General features: G+C 71.8%; 14 protein-coding genes. 4 read left to right on the top strand and 10 right to left on the bottom strand.

Translation table 11 applies throughout. The features are described from left to right. Positions 1–404: 404 nt before the first annotated feature. Positions 405–4,370 (top strand): type VII secretion protein EccCa, encoded by a 3,966-nt coding sequence (eccCa, locus tag ACFFIA_RS25715; protein WP_377254771.1) that lies wholly within the window; start codon positions 405–407, stop codon positions 4,368–4,370. A 313-nt stretch (positions 4,371–4,683) separates the two neighbouring features. Here eccCa and ACFFIA_RS25710 read toward each other — a convergent pair whose 3' ends face one another. From ACFFIA_RS25710 to msrB, 4 genes are all read right to left on the bottom strand, one after another. Continuing rightward, a complete protein-coding gene (locus ACFFIA_RS25710; protein WP_377254768.1) occupies positions 4,684–5,856 on the bottom strand; it encodes a hypothetical protein in 1,173 nt (390 codons plus the stop codon). 58 nt (positions 5,857–5,914) lie between these two features. Next, a complete protein-coding gene (locus ACFFIA_RS25705; RefSeq protein ID WP_377254765.1) occupies positions 5,915–7,189 on the bottom strand; it encodes a type VII secretion protein EccE in 1,275 nt (424 codons plus the stop codon). 195 nt (positions 7,190–7,384) lie between these two features. Further along, a complete protein-coding gene (locus ACFFIA_RS25700) occupies positions 7,385–9,064 on the bottom strand; it encodes a right-handed parallel beta-helix repeat-containing protein (protein ID WP_377254763.1) in 1,680 nt (559 codons plus the stop codon). Between the two features lie 327 nt (positions 9,065–9,391). Further along, complete coding sequence (gene msrB / locus ACFFIA_RS25695) at positions 9,392–9,811, bottom strand: peptide-methionine (R)-S-oxide reductase MsrB (protein ID WP_377254760.1); 420 nt, start codon at positions 9,809–9,811, stop codon at positions 9,392–9,394. Between the two features lie 93 nt (positions 9,812–9,904). Between msrB and ACFFIA_RS25690 the strand changes: the two genes are divergently transcribed. Both ACFFIA_RS25690 and ligD read left to right on the top strand, forming a co-directional pair. Then, entirely contained in the window at positions 9,905–10,351 is a 447-nt protein-coding gene (locus ACFFIA_RS25690; protein WP_377254757.1) for a hypothetical protein, read from the top strand. Between the two features lie 27 nt (positions 10,352–10,378). Next, positions 10,379–11,401 carry a non-homologous end-joining DNA ligase gene (gene ligD, locus ACFFIA_RS25685; protein WP_377254754.1) on the top strand — a complete coding sequence of 341 codons (1,023 nt, stop codon included), beginning with the start codon at positions 10,379–10,381 and terminating at the stop codon, positions 11,399–11,401. 36 nt (positions 11,402–11,437) lie between these two features. Here the strand turns inward: ligD and ACFFIA_RS25680 are convergent, their stop codons facing one another. Beyond that, complete coding sequence (locus tag ACFFIA_RS25680; RefSeq protein WP_377254752.1) at positions 11,438–11,608, bottom strand: hypothetical protein; 171 nt, start codon at positions 11,606–11,608, stop codon at positions 11,438–11,440. A 115-nt stretch (positions 11,609–11,723) separates the two neighbouring features. Between ACFFIA_RS25680 and ACFFIA_RS25675 the strand changes: the two genes are divergently transcribed. Continuing rightward, the gene (locus tag ACFFIA_RS25675; RefSeq protein WP_377254749.1) at positions 11,724–12,347 is read left to right on the top strand and encodes a CGNR zinc finger domain-containing protein; all 624 of its coding nucleotides are present in this window, start codon (positions 11,724–11,726) and stop codon (positions 12,345–12,347) included. Between the two features lie 345 nt (positions 12,348–12,692). Here ACFFIA_RS25675 and ACFFIA_RS25670 read toward each other — a convergent pair whose 3' ends face one another. From ACFFIA_RS25670 to ACFFIA_RS25650, 5 genes are all read right to left on the bottom strand, one after another. Further along, entirely contained in the window at positions 12,693–13,142 is a 450-nt protein-coding gene (locus ACFFIA_RS25670) for a GNAT family N-acetyltransferase (protein WP_377254746.1), read from the bottom strand. 108 nt (positions 13,143–13,250) lie between these two features. Further along, a complete protein-coding gene (locus tag ACFFIA_RS25665; protein ID WP_377254743.1) occupies positions 13,251–14,813 on the bottom strand; it encodes an alpha/beta hydrolase in 1,563 nt (520 codons plus the stop codon). Between the two features lie 264 nt (positions 14,814–15,077). Beyond that, positions 15,078–15,842 (bottom strand): DUF1775 domain-containing protein, encoded by a 765-nt coding sequence (locus ACFFIA_RS25660; RefSeq protein ID WP_377254741.1) that lies wholly within the window; start codon positions 15,840–15,842, stop codon positions 15,078–15,080. Positions 15,843–15,951: 109 nt separating this feature from the next. Further along, positions 15,952–16,797 carry a Pecanex-like protein 1 gene (locus tag ACFFIA_RS25655; protein ID WP_377254738.1) on the bottom strand — a complete coding sequence of 282 codons (846 nt, stop codon included), beginning with the start codon at positions 16,795–16,797 and terminating at the stop codon, positions 15,952–15,954. 437 nt (positions 16,798–17,234) lie between these two features. Continuing rightward, positions 17,235–18,134 (bottom strand): DNA-3-methyladenine glycosylase family protein, encoded by a 900-nt coding sequence (locus ACFFIA_RS25650; RefSeq protein WP_377254736.1) that lies wholly within the window; start codon positions 18,132–18,134, stop codon positions 17,235–17,237. Between the last annotated feature and the right edge of the window lie 176 nt (positions 18,135–18,310).

Below are 18,310 nucleotides of genomic sequence, written 5' to 3'. Positions count from 1 at the left end.
GCGCCGCCCGGAACGGGGCCTGCCGGTCAAGCGGGAATCACGACGGCGGATGCATTGCTGGGCGACGGAGCGTAGCGGGAGCAAGCGTTCGGCGTGACAGCGAGCGCGGGTCGGGCGACGGAGCGTGGCTTCGGCCTTCGCGGCTGGGCGGCAGGGCTTGCGCGCGGTGGTGGACGCGCGCTGGGGCGACGGAGCGTGGCGGCGGAGAGCGGGAGTTGCGAGGCTACGGGCCTTGCGCGCGGCGGCGGATGCGCGTCGAGCGACGGAGCGTGGCGGCGGAGAGCGGGAGTTGCGAGGCTACGGGCCTTGCGCGCGGCGGCGGATGCGCGCCGAGCGACGGAGCGTGGCAGGCAGGGTGGCGTCGGTCTATAAGATTGACCGGCGGACTACGGGGAGGACGAGCGGTGTCATCGGTGATTGTCAAACGGCCTCCGCGCCGTGCCGCGCCGCTGCTCCCGAGCGGTGAGGTCGTCCTCGACCCGCCTCCCGAGGTGCCGCAGGCGTCCGGCAAGGCGTGGACCCGGATGCTCATGATCCTGCCCATGGCGGCCGGCGGTGCCGCGATGGGTCTGATGATGGCCGGTCAGCGGGGCGGTGGCGGCCCGCTGACGTACGTGGCCGGCGGCATGTTCGGCATCTCCATCCTCGGCATGATGGGGATGATGATGATGAATCAGTCCGGTCCGGGCAAAAAGGAAATGATCGAGGCCCGTCGGCAGTACATGCGCCGCCTCGCCCAGCTCCGCGCGCAGATCCGCGCCACCATCCGCCAGCAGCGCGAGGCCATCTACTACCGCCATCCCGACCCGGACGCGCTCTGGTCCTCCGCGACCGGGGGGCGGCTGTGGGAGCGGCGCCGGGCCGACGCCGACTTCAGCGTGGTGCGGATCGGCGTGGGCGCGCAGGAGGTGGCGACGCCGCTGGTGCCGCCGTCGACCCGCCCGGTCGACGAGCTGGAGCCCTTGTGCGCCATGGCGTTGCGCAAGTTCGTCGCGACCTACTCGATCGTGCCCGACCTGCCGGTCGCCATCGCGCTGCGCGACTTCTCCCACGTCTACCTGCGCGGGTCCGACGCCGTGGTGCGCGACCTGGTGCGGGCGACGCTGGCCCAGGTGGTCACCTTCCACGCCCCCGACGACCTGCTGATCGGCGTGTGCGCGCAGGACACGCAGCGCGGCCACTGGGAGTGGGCCAAGTGGCTGCCGCACGCGCAGCATCCGGCCAAGCTCGACGCGATCGGCCCGATCCGGCTCTTCGCGCCCTCGGTCACCGCGCTTGAGGCGATGCTCGACGACGTGCTGGCCAACCGGCCGCGCTTCGACCCCTCGGTCGGCAACGCCGTGGGCGGGCCACACGTGGTCGTGGTGATCGACGGCGGCTCGACGGCCGGCTCCGACCACCTGATGACCGACGGCGGCGTGGCCGGGGTCACCATCCTCGACCTCTCCAACCCGCCGCCTCGGCTGCTCGACGACACGTCGGTGGTGCTCGACGTCGAGGAAGACGGCACCATCTCCGGCACCACAATGGACGGCACCACGCAGGTCGGCAAGGCGGACACGCTCGACGTCCCGCAGTCCGAGGTGCTCGCCCGCCAGTTGTCGCCGCTGCGGCTCTCCGCCACGTCGTACGCCGACCAGTCCGGCGGCCCCACCATCGATCTGGGCCTCGCCGAGCTGCTCGACCTGGGCAGCCCGCGCGACTTCGACCTCGGCGCTACGTGGGCCAGCCGGCCCAACCGCGACCGGCTGCGCGTGCCGATTGGCGTGGGGCCCGACGGGCGGCCGATCGAGCTCGACCTCAAGGAGTCCGCGCAAGACGGCATGGGCCCGCACGGCCTGCTGGTGGGCGCCACCGGCTCCGGCAAGAGCGAGCTGCTCCGCACGCTGGTGCTCGCGCTCGCGGTCACGCACAGCTCCGAGATCCTCAACTTCGTGCTGGTCGACTTCAAGGGCGGCGCGACGTTCACCGCGCTTGACCGGCTGCCGCACACCAGCGCGGTCATCACCAACCTGTCCGAGGAGCTGTCCCTCGTGGACCGCATGCTCGGGGCGATCCAGGGCGAGCTGGTCCGGCGCCAGGAGCTGCTCCGCAAGGCGGGCAACTACGCGTCGCAGCGCGACTACGAGCGGGCCCGCGCGGCCGGTGTGCCGCTCGCGCCGCTGCCCAGCCTCCTGGTCATCGTCGACGAGTTCAGCGAGCTGCTGACCGCGCGCCCCGACTTCATCGACATGTTCGTCCAGATTGGACGGTTGGGCCGCTCGCTCGGCATCCACCTGCTGCTCGCCTCGCAGCGGCTGGAGGAGGGGCGGCTGCGCGGGCTGGAGACCCACCTGTCCTACCGGGTCGGCCTGCGGACGTTCTCCTCGATGGACAGCCGGGCCGTGCTCGGCGTGCCCGACGCGTACGAGCTGCCCCGCGCGCCCGGCCACGGCTACCTGCGCACCGGCACCGAGGGCCTGATCCGCTTCCGCGCGGCGTACGTCTCCGGCGTCGTCCGTGGCGACGGCTACCGTCCCACCTCGCGCGGGCGCCAGCTCGACCCGGTGCGCGACTTCACCACGTACTACGTCGCCCCGCCCCGCGACGACAAGCCGGCCACGCCCGAGGCGGTCGAGCCGGAGGAGACCGCGGTCGGCGAGACGCTGCTCGACGTACTCGTGGAGCGCATGGAGGGGCAGGGCCCGCCGGCCCACCAGGTGTGGCTGCCGCCGCTCGACGAGCCGCCGACGCTGGGCCAGATGCTCGCGCCGATCGTGCAGGCGCCGGAGCGCGGCCTCACCACGCAGGCGCTCAGCCCGGAGCGGGCGCTGCACGGGCTCGTGGGCATCATCGACAAGCCGTTCGAGCAGCTGCGCGAGCCGATGTGGCTCGACCTCTCCGGCGCCGCCGGCAACGTGATGGTGGTCGGCGGTCCGCAAAGCGGCAAGACCACCTTCCTGCGTACGCTGGTCGGCAGCCTCGCCCTCCGCCACACGCCACGCGAGGTGCAGTTCTACGGCCTCGACTTCGGCGGTGGCGGCCTCTCGGCCATGGCCGGGCTGCCCCACATGGGCGGTGTGGCAAACCGGCGTGAGGTCGACAAGGTGCGCCGCACCATCGCCGAGATGCACGGGCTGATGCAGGTCCGCGAGGCCACGTTCGCCAAGCACAACGTGGAGGGCATCGCGGCGTACCGGCGGGCCAAGTCGCAGGGCCGGTTCGCCGACGACCCGTTCGGCGACGTGTTCCTGGTCATCGACGGCTGGAATACGATCCGCTCCGAGTTCGAAGACCTCGAGCCGATGGTCAACGAGCTGGCCAGCCGCGGCCTCGGCCATGGCATCCACATCCTCGCCGCCAGCAACCGGTGGATGGACGTGCGGGCGGTCGCGCGCGACATGTTCGGCACCAAGCTGGAGCTGCGCCTCGGCGACCCCAGCGACTCGGCGATCAACCGGCGCGCCGCGGTCAACGTGCCGGAGGGCGCGCCCGGCCGCGGTCTCACCCCGGACGGCTTCCACTTCCTGGCCGGCCTGCCCCGCATCGACGGCGAGATGCGCGTCGACGACCTGGCCGACGCGGTGGCCGAGTTCGTCAAGCTCTCCCAGGACTACTGGACCGCGCCGCCGGCCCCGGCCGTACGCCTGCTCCCCGCCGAGCTGCCCTTCGAGGTGCTGCCCATGCCGTCCGGCGGGCGCCTGCCGATCGGCATCGCGGAGGCCGACCTCCAGCCCGTACACCTCGACTTCGACGCCGAGCCGCACACCATCCTCTTCGGCGACATCGAGGCGGGCAAGAGCTCGTTCCTGCGCAGCCTGGCCAAGATGATCACGATGAGCTACGACCCGAGCCAGGCCCGCCTGATGCTGGTCGACTTCCGCCGCAGCCTGCTGGGCACAATCGACACGCCGCACCTGATCGGCTACGGCACCTCGCAGCAGACCACCATCGACCTGGTCAAGCAGGTGGCCACGGTCATGCGCGAGCGGCTGCCCGGCCCCGACGTCACGCCCGAGCAGCTGCGCAGCCGGAGCTGGTGGAAGGGCCCCGAGCTGTACCTGCTGATCGACGACTACGACCTGGTCGCCAGCTCGACGGCCAACCCGCTCACCCCGCTGCTGGAGTTCCTGCCACAAGCCCGCGACATCGGCCTGCACCTGGTGCTCACCCGGCGCATCGGCGGCGCCAACCGCGCCATGTTCGACCCGGTGATCGCCCGGATTCGCGAGCTGGCCTCGCCGGGCATCATGATGTCCGGCCCGCGCGAGGAGGGCGCGCTCTTCGGCAACATGAAGCCGCAGATCCTGCCCCCGGGCCGCGCGTGGCTTTTCACCCGCCGCGGCGGCGCCCGGCTCGTCCAGCTCTCTTGGACCCCACCGGCGGCCTAACCGCACAGAGCAGCCTAGCCGCACAGATCCTTCCAAAGGAGACAGATCCGGGCTACCGCGATGTGCGCCGTGGTCCAGACCGCTGCTCCCGCAGCCGCACCCTCCGCGGTTCACAACCTTCGCCCTGGCCCGCACGCGCTGTCGGGGAGGCTTGCTCGGCTTCCGGTTGTTGGCGGGCTGCCTCACAGGCAGCCGCCGGGCGAAGGCGCAGTCGGTGGTGTTCTGCTCGCGCGTAGGACGCGGCTGTGTGGGCGCGCTTGCACGCGCGTGGCGGCACAGGCGCTCACGCCCTCTCCGGCGCGGCGGTCCGCGGTCAGCGGCGCGGGGCGCCCGCGTACTGCCGCTCGACGTCGGTTTGCGAGAACCAGATGTAACGGTCGCTGCCGTCGCCGACGAGCGCGATCATGTCGTCTGCCATCACCTGGAGGAACTGCGTGCTCGGCGCCGGCAGCCGCAGCGCGCCGCCGACCAGGGCGGCCTCCGCGCTGCCCAGGCGCTGCAACATCACCAGGTTGCAGTCCTGAATGGACGGTACGCCGCTCTGGTCGAGCTGCCGCAGCACCGTCATCTGGGTCTGCCACGGCCCGAGCTGCTGCGGCGCGTTGGGGCCGACCAGGCCCAAGTCGTACAGGAGGAGCACCGGCTGCTGGGCGGTGGCCGCGAGCGCGAGCGGCTGCTCGGTCGGGAAGACCGCGACCCGGTCGCCCCGCCCGGTGGCCCGCTCACCGAAGCCGTGCCAGGTGCGCGGGTCAGCGGTGATGACGGCTACTCGGGCGCCGAGCGCGAGTGCGCGGAACGCGACCAGCATGCCCGCCCACGCCCCGCCGACCAGCGCGACGCGGGTCGGCTCGGGCCGGAAGAAGCGCACGGAAACGGGGCGCTGCTGCCGGTCGGCGCCGAGGATCAGGCCGGTGCCCGGGGCGGAGAAGCGCAGCTTGGCCAGCGCGGAACGGGACACCGTGTGCGAACCGATCCGCAGCCGCGCCAGCCTGCCGGAGATGCCCTGGCGGCCACCGCCGTTGGGCGGGCGGCGGCTGTCGTACACCGTGCCGGCTGGCGCCTGCTGCTCCGCCTCCGGGATCGCGCGGGCAGCGGCCTGCGCGGACGCCGTGGAAGCGGCCTGTGCGGCGGCGGCCGCCTGCGCCGCCTGGCGGGCCACGGTGCTGCTCCGCGGGTCGGCCGTCGAGGGCGGCGGCACCTGCACCACCGGCGCGGAGAGCGTCGGGTCGCGGCCGATCACCATGCCGCCGGTGGGCGGGGATGCGACCGGTATTTGCGGGGTCGGTGGCGGCGGTGGTGCGGTGCGCGGCGGGGGCGGCGCGGCCTGCTGGGCGTACGGCGTGCCGTGCTGCGTGGGGACGGCCGGGCGCGCGACGGAGGGAGGCGGGCCGACGACCGCCTTGCCCACGGCGCCCTGTCCGGGCGCCGCCTGGGCGGCGCCGTGCTGCGGCTGGTGCTCTTCGTCACGGTGTCTGGGCTGGGTCATCGCGCGTCCCCTCCGCTCACGGCACGCCGGCCGCTCTCGCGGGATGCGTGGGGCCGGGTCATCGCGCGCCACCTCCGGTCGGGGCCGAGGCGTAGACCGCGGGCCCTTGCTCGCCGTCGAGCGGGAAGAGGTCGGCCTTGGCCTGCTCGGCGCCGCGCCGGATCGCCTGGCTGACCTGGGCCAGCTGCTCGGGGGGCGCGGCCACGCGGACCAGCCCGCGCAGGTCCATCATGCGTTTGTCGTCGTCGGGCGCCATGATCAGGGAGAGGCTGGTCATCGCCGCCGGCGTGGTCGTGAGCCAGTCGAGGAGCGCGGCCGCCTGGTCGACCGGCGGCCAACCGCGAATCCAGTAGGACCGGTGCGCCAGGCGCGTCGAGTGCCACTCGGACCAGTCCTCACGCGGCTGCACCGGCTCGGCGCTCTGCGTGGTGGGCGCCAGGTCACACGAGCGGAGCAGCACCTCGAGCAGCTCGTTGGCGTCGAGGAGGCGGTGGCTCACGCCCACGCGCCGGAGCGCCTTGGCCACGCGCCGCACCAGCGCGGCCACCACCGCCGGCGCGGTCTCGATGTCGGCCTCGCCGTCCGCGACGGCCTCCGCGAGGGTACGGGCGTCGAGCCGCACCGCGATCCACGTGCTGCGGTCGGCCGGCACCGGCACCGTGCCGAAGCGGGCCAGCAACTGCCGGTATGACTGCCCGGCCGCGGAGGAGGGGTGCATGTCGAGGCTCGGCGCCGGCACGGTCTGGGTCACCACCTGCAGCACCGCGCCCGGCTGGTCGGCCTCGGCGAGCGCCGCGGCCAGCGCCTCCAGCGGGATCGGACCCGGCTCGTCGCGCATCGGGGAGCTGGAGGTGACCGCGGCCACCGCGTACCAGCCGGCGTCGTCGCGGGCCACGCCCACGTGCGCGCCGTCGGCCACCGACACGTTTTCCACGACCAGGTCGGGGGCGAGGCGGCGCAGGGCGCCCAGGCGGGGATCGTCACCGTACGGCGACGTGGTGGAGCTCAGCCGGCGGCGCTTGTAGTTGCGCGTCATCATCCGCCGCTCCAGCCACCACCGGCCGTGGCGCCGGCCGAGCGTGACGAGCAGCAGCAGGATACCGGCCAGCACCACACCGCCGATCAGCGCGATGATCTCGCTGGTGATGCTGGCCAGGATGGCGACCACCACCACCTCGGCGAGCAGCAGCTGGGTGATGTGCACCGGGCCCAGGTGGCCCGGTCTGCGGCGAGGTAGCAGGATCGCCGGGCCGGACTGCTCCGGCGACTCGCTCGCGACCCGCGCGACGGCGCGAACCTGGTGTGGCGACACGCTCTGCGGCGACACCGTCATGCCGTCGACTACCCCCGTCCTCGCTTTCGCCCAGCGCGGGCGCTGCCTCAACCGTCGTGTGCTCGGCTGCTGGCGCGCGCCGCACCGTCAGCCATGCGCCTCACCATCATAGAAAGGCATGCCCGTCTGATGGTGAGACGAGCATCGGGCCTGATTCACTGAGCCTGATGGCTAGCTCGCAAGCTCGCTCACTGTTCAGCGTGTGGCTCCCAGCAAGTCGTCGAGGACGAGAGTGCGCAGGTCGTCACGGCTGGGCATGCGGCCGAGCGCGCGCAGGCGGCCGGACTGCACCTTGCGCATGCCCTCCAGCAGCTTGCGTGCCTCGCGCGCGTTACCGAAGTTTTGGTCGCGCTCGATCTGCGCGAACCACTCCAGCAGCGCCTCGTCGAGCCCCGCTCCCAGCAGGTAGTCGTCGTTGCGGGCGATCCGCCGCACGATCAGCACCAGCTCGTCGGGGGAGTAGTTTTCGAACTCGAGCGTCTTGGCGAACCGGGAGGCCAGACCGGCGTTGGCGTCGAGGAAGTTGGCCATGTCGTTGGTGTAGCCGGCCACGATGACCGCCACCTGGTCGCGGTGGTCTTCCATCAGCTTCACCAGCGTGTCGATGGCCTCCTGCCCGAAGTCGGCGCTGGCGCCGGCCGACCGGGAGAGGGTGTACGCCTCGTCGATGAAGAGCACCCCGCCGAGCGCCTGCTCGAAGACCGAGGTGGTCTTCTCCGCGGTGTGACCGATGTACTGGCCGACGAGGTCGCGGCGGGACACTTCCTTGAAATCGCCGCCCGGTAGCACGCCCAGCGCCTTGAGGAGCTGGCCGTAGATGCGGGCGACGGTGGTCTTGCCCGTGCCCGGCGCGCCGGTGAAGACCAGGTGGTTGCTGGCGCCGCCGACCGCGAGGCCCGCGCTGCGCCGCCACTCGTTGACCTGGATCTCGTCGATGAGCGCGCGGACCTCGGCCTTGACGCTGGCGAGGCCGATCATCGAGTCGAGTTCGGCGAGCAGCTTGTCGACCTTCTCGGTGTCCTGCTGGGCCAGGCCCTCGGTGGCGCTCACGCCGACCTTGAGCTGGCCGGCCGTGTCGTCGGCCACGCGGATGGTCGGCGTCGCGCCGTCCTCCACGTCGATGCCGGGCGACGCGGTGCCCTCCACGCGCGTGCCCTCGACCAGGCCGCCGCACCCGCGCCCGAAGGAGATGCCCACGCCCGAGGTGTCGTGCACCCAACTGTCGGTGATGGTCGGCGCGCTTTGGTGTGCCACGGAGATGCCCGCGTCGCCGGTGCCGGAGATGTCGCACCGCTCGATCGTGGGGCGGCCCGCCTGGTACACATAGATGCCCCGGTAGCCACAACCGGCGACCGTCGAGTTACGGATCGTGGGGTTGGCGCCGAGTCGCACGATGATGCCGTCGTCGGCGATGCCGCGGACCTCGCACTTGTCGAGCGTGCCGCCGGAGTCTTCGAGCACGAAGCCGTACTGCCCGCCGGTCACCTTCACGTCGGTGGCGGCCACCTGGGCGCCGTCGGTCACCGAGATGCCCGCCGCGTAGCCCGCGCTGGCCTCGCACTTGTCGATCGTGGCCCGGCCGCCGGACGCGGTCACCGCCGGGTAGTCGCCGGCCTTGAGCACCAGCCCCTGGAGCGTGATCTCGGCACGCGAGGCGGCGATGGCCGGGCCGCCCGCCTCGCTCGCGTCGATCGTGACCGAGCCGGGATCCTTGGCGGCCGAGATGCTGATGCGGCGACCGATGATGCGGATCGCCTCGGTGTAGGTGCCGGGCTCGACAGAGATGACCGCACCGTCGGCCGCCACCTCTAGCGCGTCCTGAATGGTCGGATACGCCCCCGCTCGTTGCGAGGAAACCGTCAGTATGCGCGCCATGTTGTCCTCCCCGTACACCTTGGTTGGGGATCGTAGCGACTGTGCGCCTCATCCTGTAGGCGAGGCTCGTCCCGTGGGCGGGCAGGGCGCTCCCGGTGGCTCCCCACGGGGCATGGCGCGCGGTCTCTTGGCGTGCATGGCGCGGTGTGCGTGGTGTCGAGGAGACGGGCGTGCTCGTGCGCGAGGCGCGTGGGCGGGGCGCGTGCTCGTCAGGGCCTGGCCCCCACGGACCCGGCCCTGGCGGCACGTGTCGCCGCCCGCCCCGCGCGGTGGTGGCCTTGCGCCAGCCACCTACGGCTCGGGGCGGTGCGTCTCGCGGCCGCTCGCCTACGCCTTGTCGGCCGGCTCCAGCGTCAGCGAGATGCTGTTGATGCAGTATCGCTGGTCGGTGGGCGTCGGGTAGCCCTCGCCCTCGAAGACGTGACCCAGGTGCGAGTCGCAGCGGGCGCAGCGCACCTCGGTGCGGACCATGCCGTGTGACTGGTCGACGATGTAGCGCACGCGGTCTTCAGCCAGCGGGGTGAAGAACGATGGCCAGCCACAGTGCGAGTCGAACTTCGTGTCGCTGGAGAAGAGCTCTGCCCCACATGCCCGGCAGCGGTAGACACCTTTGGTCTTGGTGTCCACGTACTCTCCGGTCCAGGGCGCCTCGGTGCCGGCCTGGCGGAGAACGCGGTATTCGTCGGGCGAAAGTCGCACGTGCCATTCCTCATCGGTGGTGGGCACGGTCATTTCGTCTGCAGCCATGCTCCAACGGTACGACCGCGCCCGGGTGACTGGCCCCGCCCCCTGATTACCAACAGGTGACGCCGTCGTTGACCTGACATGGGGGACGCGGACGTGCTGGTCAGCTTTCGGCCGACCTGGCGCCAAGCGATCAGCCACGGGCTGTGCGGGGGCATGATCTGTGCGGTTGTCGCCCTGCTCGTCGCGTTTGTGGTGCCGACGTCGCTTCGCCCGGCCGTGCTGGTCGTGCCGCCGCTCGCGGTGCTGCTGTGCCGTGTGGTGGCCGGGCGCCGCGGCGGCACGGAAGTCGACGAATACGGCATCCGCCGCACCGTGCCCGACCTGCCCGGCGTGGCCTCATGGCGCCAGGTGGTGGACATCCGCCCCGAGCGCCGGCGCCGCCGCACTGTCGTGGCCGTGTATCTGGAGAGCGGCGAGACATTGCGACTGCCCGCGCCCTACGACGGGCGATGGCTGGGACGGGACCCGTTTTTCGAGCGCCGCCTCTTTATGCTCGTGCACCTGTGGGAGACCCACCGCGACTGGAGCGTGCACAGCTGACCTGCTCAGAAGCAGTATGGTCGCGACATGAGTCCGAAGGCGAGCGCCGTCGAGGTCGAGGTCGCCGGCCACAAGGTGCGACTGAGCAGTCCTGACAAGGTCTACTTCCCGCAGCGTGGATACACCAAGCACGACCTTTTCTCGTACTACCTCGCCGTGGGCGACGGCATCGTGCGTGCCCTGCGTGACCGGCCCACCACCCTCCAGCGCTTTCCGGAGGGCATCGAGGGGGAGATGTTCTACCAGAAGCGCATCCCGACGCGGGGTGTGCCGCCGTGGGTGCAGACCGCACGGATCGCCTTTCCGAGTGGGCGCCCCGCCGACGAGCTGTGCCCCGTGGACCTGGCACACGTCGCGTGGGCGGCCCAACTCGGCACGGTGGTCTTTCACCCCTGGCCGGTGCGCAAGGCCGACGCCGACCACCCCGACGAGCTGCGCATCGACTTCGACCCCCAGCCGGGCACCGACTTCGGCCACGCGGTGAAGGCCGCCGGCGTGCTGCGCGAGGTGCTCGACGAGCTGGGCATCGCTGGCTTTCCGAAGACCTCGGGCGGCCGGGGCGTGCATGTCTACGTGCGGATCCGCCCCGAGTGGGACTTCGTCGGCGTGCGCCGCGCCGTGATCGCGCTGGCCCGCGAGGTCGAGCGTCGCCGCCCCGACCTGGTCACCACCTCGTGGTGGAAGGAGGAGCGGGGGGAGCGCGTCTTCGTCGACTTCAACCAGATGGCGCGCGACCGCACGATCGCCTGTGCCTACTCCCTCCGGGCCAACGCGCGCGCGACCGTCTCCACGCCTGTGACCTGGGACGAGCTGCCCGAGGTGGAGCCGGACGACTTCGACATCCGCACGGTGCCGGAGCGGTTTGCGAAGATCGGCGACCCGCACGCCGCGATCGACGACGAGTCTTACGACATCTCGCCGCTGCTGGAGTGGTCGGAACGGGACGAGCGCGACGGCCAGGGCGACATGCCCTATCCGCCCGATCACCCGAAAATGCCGGGCGAGCCCAAGCGCGTGCAGCCATCCAAGGACCGCGACCGCAAGGGCTGATCCCCTCGACCGCGCCTCGCCCCGCATGGCGTGCCGTCAGGCGGGACGGGGGTGACGGGCGGCCTCGCCCGCCAGCCGGTGGCCAAGCCGGATCAGCCCGCGACCCGCGCGGACGCGGAGCGAACCGCCGCCGAGGTGCACAGCGGCGGCTCGGCGCTCATGTCGGGCCTCGTCACGCAGCTCCTGGTCGTATGCCTCGAGCCACATCGAAGCGATCAATGGGTGCATCGCGCGCCCCCTCGACACTAGTGAAAAGTCTTTGATGGTGTTGCCATGACGGTAGTAGGATGGTGGTTACCAGTCAAGGCGGTTTGGAGGTGTCGTGGCCGACGGGGTTCCGGAGCAGCTGGCGTTGGTGGAGGCGTTCGCCAACACCGTCGACGTCGAGGAGGGCACCGACGAGCTGACCTCGACCGAGCGCTTCCAGCGGTGGCTGTCCGCGCAGGGGCGCGACGTGCCCGTGGCGACCGCCGACCTCGACCTCGCCTGGCAGTTGCGCGCGGCGCTGCGCATGGAGCTGGCCGCGCACGACCTTGAGAGCCCGCCGCACGGCCACGAGGTGCCGGCACACGACACGGCGGCGGCGGGCGAGCGGGGGAGCGAGGCATCCGGGCACGACGACGAGGGCGCCGATCCCCGCGCGGAGCTCGACCGGCTCGCCGCCGGGCTGCCGCTGCGGGCCCGCTTCACCGGGGGCGGCATGAGCCTGGCGCCTACGGCGGGCGGCGTCCCCGGCCTGCTGGCGGAGATCGTCGCCGCGATGGTGCTCGCCGAGCGCGACGGCATCTGGTCACGGCTGAAGATCTGCCGGGAGGACAGCTGCCAGTGGGCCTATTACGACCGTTCCAAAAACTCGTCGAAGTGCTGGTGTGGCGCCTCCTGCGGTAACCGCAACAAGACCCGTGCGTATCGCCAGCGCCGCGTCGTGGGGAGCGCGCGCGCCTGACTCCTGAGGGCGCTGTGGAGGCTGCCCGGCGCCGGTCGGGTCCGCGTCGGTGCACGCGGCAGTGCGGTGAAGGCGGGGCGCCCGCCGGAGACCAGGCCGGGCGCACCTCGGCCGTGCGGCATTCGCTGACCAGGCACCGCGCCGGTCACGCCCGCGACGGGTCAAGCTGACCGGGCACCGGGTCGCTCACGCCCGCGACAGGCCAAGCTGACCGGGCACCGGGTCGCTCACGCCCGCGACAGGCCAAGCTGACCGGGCACCGGGTCGCTCACGCCCGCGACAGGCCAAGCTGACCGGGCACCGCGTCGCTCACGCCCGCGACGGGGCCAAGACGACGGCTGAGCCTCAAAGGGGCAGTTTCATGCCCTCGTGCGAGGCGATGAAGCCGAGGGACGCGTAAAACCGGTGTGCGTCGACGCGGCGCTTGTCGGTCGTCAACTGCACCAGGCCACATCCGCGTGCCTTGGCCTGCTCGACCGCCCACCGGATCATCTCGTGACCCAGGCCGCGGCCGCGCTGGTCGGAACGGACGCGCACGCTCTCGATCTGCAACCGCTCGGCGCCTCGGTTGCTCAGGGACGGGATGTAGGTCAGTTGCATCGTGCCGATCACGTCGCCGGCGCGGTCCGCGACCACGAGAGTGTTCTGCCGGTCTGCCTCGATCTGGTCGAACGCCGCGGCATATGCGGGATCGTCGGCCGGCCCCCAACTGGCGTTGAAGGTGTCCTCGGCCAGCATGGCCACGATCGCGGGCAGGTCGGCACGGGTCGCGGGGCGCAAGAGGGCGTCGGTCACGCCTCCCACCCTAGGGCTGTTCCGTAAAGGCAGGGCGGGCCCAGACGACGGAATCAGCCCGGGGCCACATCGGTGCGGACCTGGCGTCCGCCTCCGCCTACCGCCGGCTCACCGCGGACAGCGCAGCCCCGCCTTTGGTACCTCCAGGTCCAGCAGGTACCGGTCGACCGCCTGGGTGACGCACTCGGTCTGCGGGTACGCGGTGTGGCCCTCGCCCTCCCACGTCAGCACCACGCCCACGCCCAGCATGTCGGCGAGCTTGGCGGTCTGCTCGTACGGCGTCGCCGGGTCGCCCGTCGTGCCCACCACCACGATCGGCGGTGCACCGCGCGCCTCGCCGGTCGGGTACGGGTCGCGCTCGCCCGGCCAGTACGCGCACGGCAGCATGCCCAGCGCGAGTGCCGCCCCGAAGAGCGGGTACCGGGAGCGCCACTGCGACTGGTACGTGCGGATCTGCTCGAGCGTCGGCTTCTCGGCGGAGTCGGCACAGTTGACCGCCAGGTTGGCGTCGAAGAGGTTGGAGTAGCGGCCGTTGTCGTCGCGTTCGGCGTACGAGTCGGCCAGCTCGAAGACCCCCGAGGCGTCGCCGCGCTGGATGTCGTCGATCGCGGTGGCGAGCTCCTGCCAGCCCTGTTCGGTGTAGAGCGAGGAGATGACCGCGTAGAAGACCCAGCCGGCGGTGGCCTCGCGACCGTCGCGGCCACGTACCGGCGAAACTCGGGCCTTGTCGAGTGCGGCCGTGACGGCGCCGCGGGCATCTGCCGCGATGGGGCATCGCCCGCTGGTCTGCGCGCACCAGTTGGTGAAGTTGGTGAAGGCCCGCTCGAAGCCCTTCGCCTGGCTCTCCGATCCGGCGACCAGGTCCTGGCCGGGGTCCACCGCACCGTCGAGCACGAGCGCGCGGATCTTGTTGGGGAAGAGCTGCGCGTAGGTGGCGCCGAGAAGCGTGCCGTACGAGTAGCCGAGGTAGGTGAGCTTCTCGTCGCCCACCGCGGCCCGCACCGCGTCCATGTCGCGTGCGGCCTGCTCGGTGGAGAAGAGCTTGAGGTCGTCGCCGTACTTGGCGCCGCAGCCGTCCGCGACCCGCTTGTTGATCGCCACCACCTCGTCGAACCCGGCCTGCGTGTCAGGGTCGGGGTCGGCGGCGAAGGTCGCGTCGAGGTCGGCGTCGGAGATGCACTCGACCGGCGAGGAGCGGGCGACGCCGCGGGGGTCGAAGCCGACGACGTCGAAGCGCTCGGTGATCTCGTCGGGCAGCCCGCTGAACGCCGCCCCGAACGACAGGTAGACGGCCGTGTCGATGCCCGAGCCGCCCGGACCACCCGGGTTGACCACCAGCGAACCGATGCGGTCATGCTGGCGGCTGGAGCGGGCGCGCAGCAGCGCGACCTCGAACGTGCCGCTGCCGCTCGGGTCGGCCCAGTCCTGCGGCACCGCGATGCTGGCGCACTCGTAACGCATGCCGGGCGCGCCCCGCCCCACGAGGTCTTCGGGCACGTCGGGGCAGGGCCTCCACACCGCGGCCTCGCCGGGCGCGGCAGGTGCGGGGGTGTCGCGCGCGGCGTTGCCGCCCCCGTCGGTCTGCGGGGCGTAGACCGGGAGCGTGCAGCCGGCGGCGATTAGGGCACCGGCGACGAGACCGGCCAAAACCCGGCGTTGGGTGCGAGCCACCCGGCAAGGCTACCCGCCCACGCCTCACCGGCCAGCCGCCGTCACACGGTGGCCGCCGCCGGAAAAGGCCGCCGGAGAGGCGATTTCAAAGACAACCTTGGGCTGCCGCTCTGTCCGTCGCGGTCCAGACCGTTGCTCCCGCAGCCTCGCCCTGCGCGGTCCACGACCCCAACCGACGATGGACGGACGGTAGACGATGGACGGACGGTAGGAGCCCCACGCCATTGGCGCGGGGCTCCGGAAAGTGCGTGTGTCGCCGGCGGATCAGCTGGCGCCGGCGCCGACCTTCTCCCGTTCCGGCGCCTCGACGGTCGCGGCGGGGGAGGCGGTGCGGCGGCTGCGCAGGATCAGCCAGCCACCGAGTACCCCGAGCCCAAGTCCGGCGACGAGCCCGGCGGCGAGGATCCCGTAGGTGGAGCCGCCCTCGTCCACCGTGTCCGGTGCGGCGGCCGCAGGCGGGGGCGCCTGCCGCTGGCCGCCGTGGTGGCCGCCGCCCGGGGCGGCCTGGCCGACCAGCTTCACGGCCACGGCGGGGTGGGCGCCGCCGGCCGGGTCGGCCCAGCGGACCACGGTACCGTCGGAGTACGTCTGCACGAGCACGAACACGAGCTGGTCGCCCTCGGTCGGCATCGGTCCCATGGAGACGGTCAGCTCGGCCGCCTCCGGTGTCGCCGGCGGCGGGGTGACCCGCGTCCACGTGATCGAGGCCGCGGCCTCGGTGACCGGCATGCCGTGCAGCCCAGCGACCGCCTCGTCGAGCCTGCGGGTCTCGGTGGCCGGCGCCCAGTCGTCCTGGGACATGGGGTAGATCTCGCCGATCGGGTTGTCCACCGGGGCGATCAGCTGAACCTTGATGGTGTGCGCCCCGGGGCGGTCCTCGGTGACCCGGAAGGTCACCTTGGCGCCGTCCCCTCGCGTGGCCTCGGCCGGGTTCGCGGTCACGTCGGCTGAGGCCGGCGACGCGAGCGCGAGGGCACCGAAGACGGCGGCGCCGAGCGCCACGACTGCCGTACGCCGGTTGCGGAACATGGACGGCTCCTTACCTTGCTGCTCTCGCTGCTTCCCTTATGGGGCAAGGGGGCACGGCCTGGCTGGCCCGTGCCCCCTTGACTGTCGCATGTGGATCGCCGCTCTGTCGCTATCGGACGGTCACGCGAACCGAGTCGAACGCGGGGATCTGGTTCGCCCGCTGCATCAGCGGGATTCGGTGCGAGGCGTCACCGGCCCAGGAGGCGCACTGGAAGGTGCCCCGGTTGGGCAGGCCCGGTACGCGGATCTCGATGACGTCCGGTGCGGCGGAGCCGCCGTTGTCCTCGGTGGCGACGAAGAACGCCGGTGCCGGTGCGGGATCGGGGGCGGCGTTGGCGTTGTTGAGCTGGCGGCAGGCGCTGTGGAAGTGTCCGCGGACCAGGTTCTGGGCGTTGAGGATGGACATTTCCACGTAGTAGCCGCCCTGGCCGGCCGGCAGGAACCGGTCACGGATCAGGTTGCGGGTGCTGACCCGGATGGTGAAGGGCTGGTTGACGCGGACGGTCCGCGGCGCGTCGGTGATCAGCAGGGTCGGGTTCTGGTCGGCGTTGGCGACCTCACCCATCTGCGTGTCGACGCAGCGGTTGCCGTTCTGGAAGCCGTCGTGCGGTTGGAGGCCGTTGCCTTCGGAGCACTCGTCCGGGCCGATCTCCAGCGGTGGTGGCGGCGTCGTGGGCGAGCCGGTCACCGGCTGGTTGGGCTGACCGGACGTGCTCGTCGTGGGCGTCGGCGCGGTGGTGGTGCACGCCTGCCCGTCACCCCAGTAGTTGCGGACCGTCCGGCCGTTCTGCCGGGTCTCCGTGACGTTCTGCTGCCCGGAGGGCGCGGTGCCGTTCGGAGCGGGCCGGCACTCGGTCGCCGGAGGACGCTGGTTGCCACGGTTGCGCCGGTCACCCGCGTTGGAGACCTGGGTCACGGTGATGATGCCGCCGAACACCACGAGTGTCGCAAGCACGGCAATGATGCGCTTGCGACGCCCGCTGGTGGTCGATCTGCGCCGTTGTGCCGACCTGTACATGTGGGGATACCTTCTCCTTCTCGTCGAGGGCGGCGCGGTGGGCAGGCGTCGTCCCATGAGGGGTTACCTCTAGCACGTGGTCCAGTGCGGGGTGCCGAATACACGTCCGAACTTCCATACGCGACGAGTTCGCACCACGTCTATCCGCCCAGCCAACCTAAAAGCGGCCGTCGATTAGTGTCAAGCGACGAAGAAGGAATTAAGATTTCCCGGCTTTCCTTAATTGAGATTTATGGTGGCGGCCTGAACGCGCACGTATCCACCGAACGGATGATGTGGGCGGTTCAACGATCTTGGAACTTTTTCAAAGTCGCAGGTCAGGGCCGGTGAGCTGCCGTGTAGCCGCCCCGTTGCCGGTCGCTGACGGAGCGTGGTCAGAATTGGGCGAAAGAACGGATTGGCATCCGCGGGCCAAATCGCGGCGCCATAATTCCCGCGCTTTCCAAGAGTACGCACACTCGGCCCCGATGTCCCATGAACGGAGCCAGCAGTTCGAGCATCCGGGCGTCGTCCGCGCGCGCTTCTCCGGCCAGTGCCCAGGCCACTGTGTTGGGAATGTGGTAATCGCCGACACTGACCGCGTCGGCGTCGCCGTAGACGGTGCGGACGACCTCCGCCGCGGTCCACGGCCCGATGCCCGGGATCGAGGTGAGTCGCTTCGTCGCCTCGGCGCTCGTTTCGCAGCGCTGGAGCCGGGCGGCCTCGGCGGCGCCCCGGCGCAGTGTGTCGGCCCGCCGCTGCTCGACCCCGAACGGATGGAACACCCAGTACGGCGCCGCCGCGACCGCCTCGGCCTCCGGCGGCAGGTACAGCCGCTCGACCGGCCCGGGCGCGAACTCGCCGAAGTGGCGCACGGTCGCCGCGTACGCCCGGTAGGCCTCCTTGCCGGTGACCTTCTGTTCGAGGATGGCCCGCAGCAGCCGGGGAAAGATCTGCCCGGTGGCCGGCAGCCGCACGCCTCGGTGCACGCGGGCGAGTTCGGCGACGACGGGGTGGGCGGCGGCGAGCTCGGCGAATCCGGTGAGATCGTCGTGCAGGCCGGCGATCGCCGGCGTCCGGTCGAGCAGCCAGCCCGCGCCGGGGCCGTGGCCGGTGGCGACCAGGTCGGTGCCGTCGCGGTGCAGGGCGAGCGAGGCGGGACCGTCAGGCGTGCGGCTCGCGTACCAGAATGTGTCACCGACGAAGCGGGCGCAGGGATCGTGCCGCCCCATCGCGAGCTTCGCGACCGACCCGGCGAGGTGGTATCCCGCAGGCGGCGTCAGGACCCGATGCACTGCCTCACTCTATGGGCTGGGCCTGCCTGGTGAGGGCGTGCCCCTCGTGAGACGGGCCCGGGGCTTAAGGTGTTGCGGACGGCGAAGCGCCGGGACACGGACGGGGTGTCCCGGCGCTTGCCCTTTCCGGAGTCGTGCGCAGGCCCGGTGGTCGTACCCTGACCACTCCCTTCGCG

Origin of the sequence: Phytohabitans kaempferiae, from assembly GCF_042433955.1 — a bacterium.
GTDB classification, from domain to species: domain Bacteria; phylum Actinomycetota; class Actinomycetes; order Mycobacteriales; family Micromonosporaceae; genus Phytohabitans; species Phytohabitans kaempferiae.
Note: the sequence above shows the minus strand (reverse complement) of the source record. Positions and strands in the feature narration are given on the sequence as shown.

Coding starts and splice junctions, on each gene's coding strand:
- ACFFIA_RS25700 (WP_377254763.1), bottom strand. CDS start 9,064: ATGGCGCGCATACTGACGGTTTCCTCGCAACGAGCGGGGGCGTATCCG.
- ligD (WP_377254754.1), top strand. CDS start 10,379: ATGAGTCCGAAGGCGAGCGCCGTCGAGGTCGAGGTCGCCGGCCACAAG.
- ACFFIA_RS25680 (WP_377254752.1), bottom strand. CDS start 11,608: ATGTGGCTCGAGGCATACGACCAGGAGCTGCGTGACGAGGCCCGACAT.
- ACFFIA_RS25660 (WP_377254741.1), bottom strand. CDS start 15,842: ATGTTCCGCAACCGGCGTACGGCAGTCGTGGCGCTCGGCGCCGCCGTC.
- msrB (WP_377254760.1), bottom strand. CDS start 9,811: ATGGCTGCAGACGAAATGACCGTGCCCACCACCGATGAGGAATGGCAC.
- ACFFIA_RS25705 (WP_377254765.1), bottom strand. CDS start 7,189: ATGACGGTGTCGCCGCAGAGCGTGTCGCCACACCAGGTTCGCGCCGTC.
- ACFFIA_RS25710 (WP_377254768.1), bottom strand. CDS start 5,856: ATGACCCAGCCCAGACACCGTGACGAAGAGCACCAGCCGCAGCACGGC.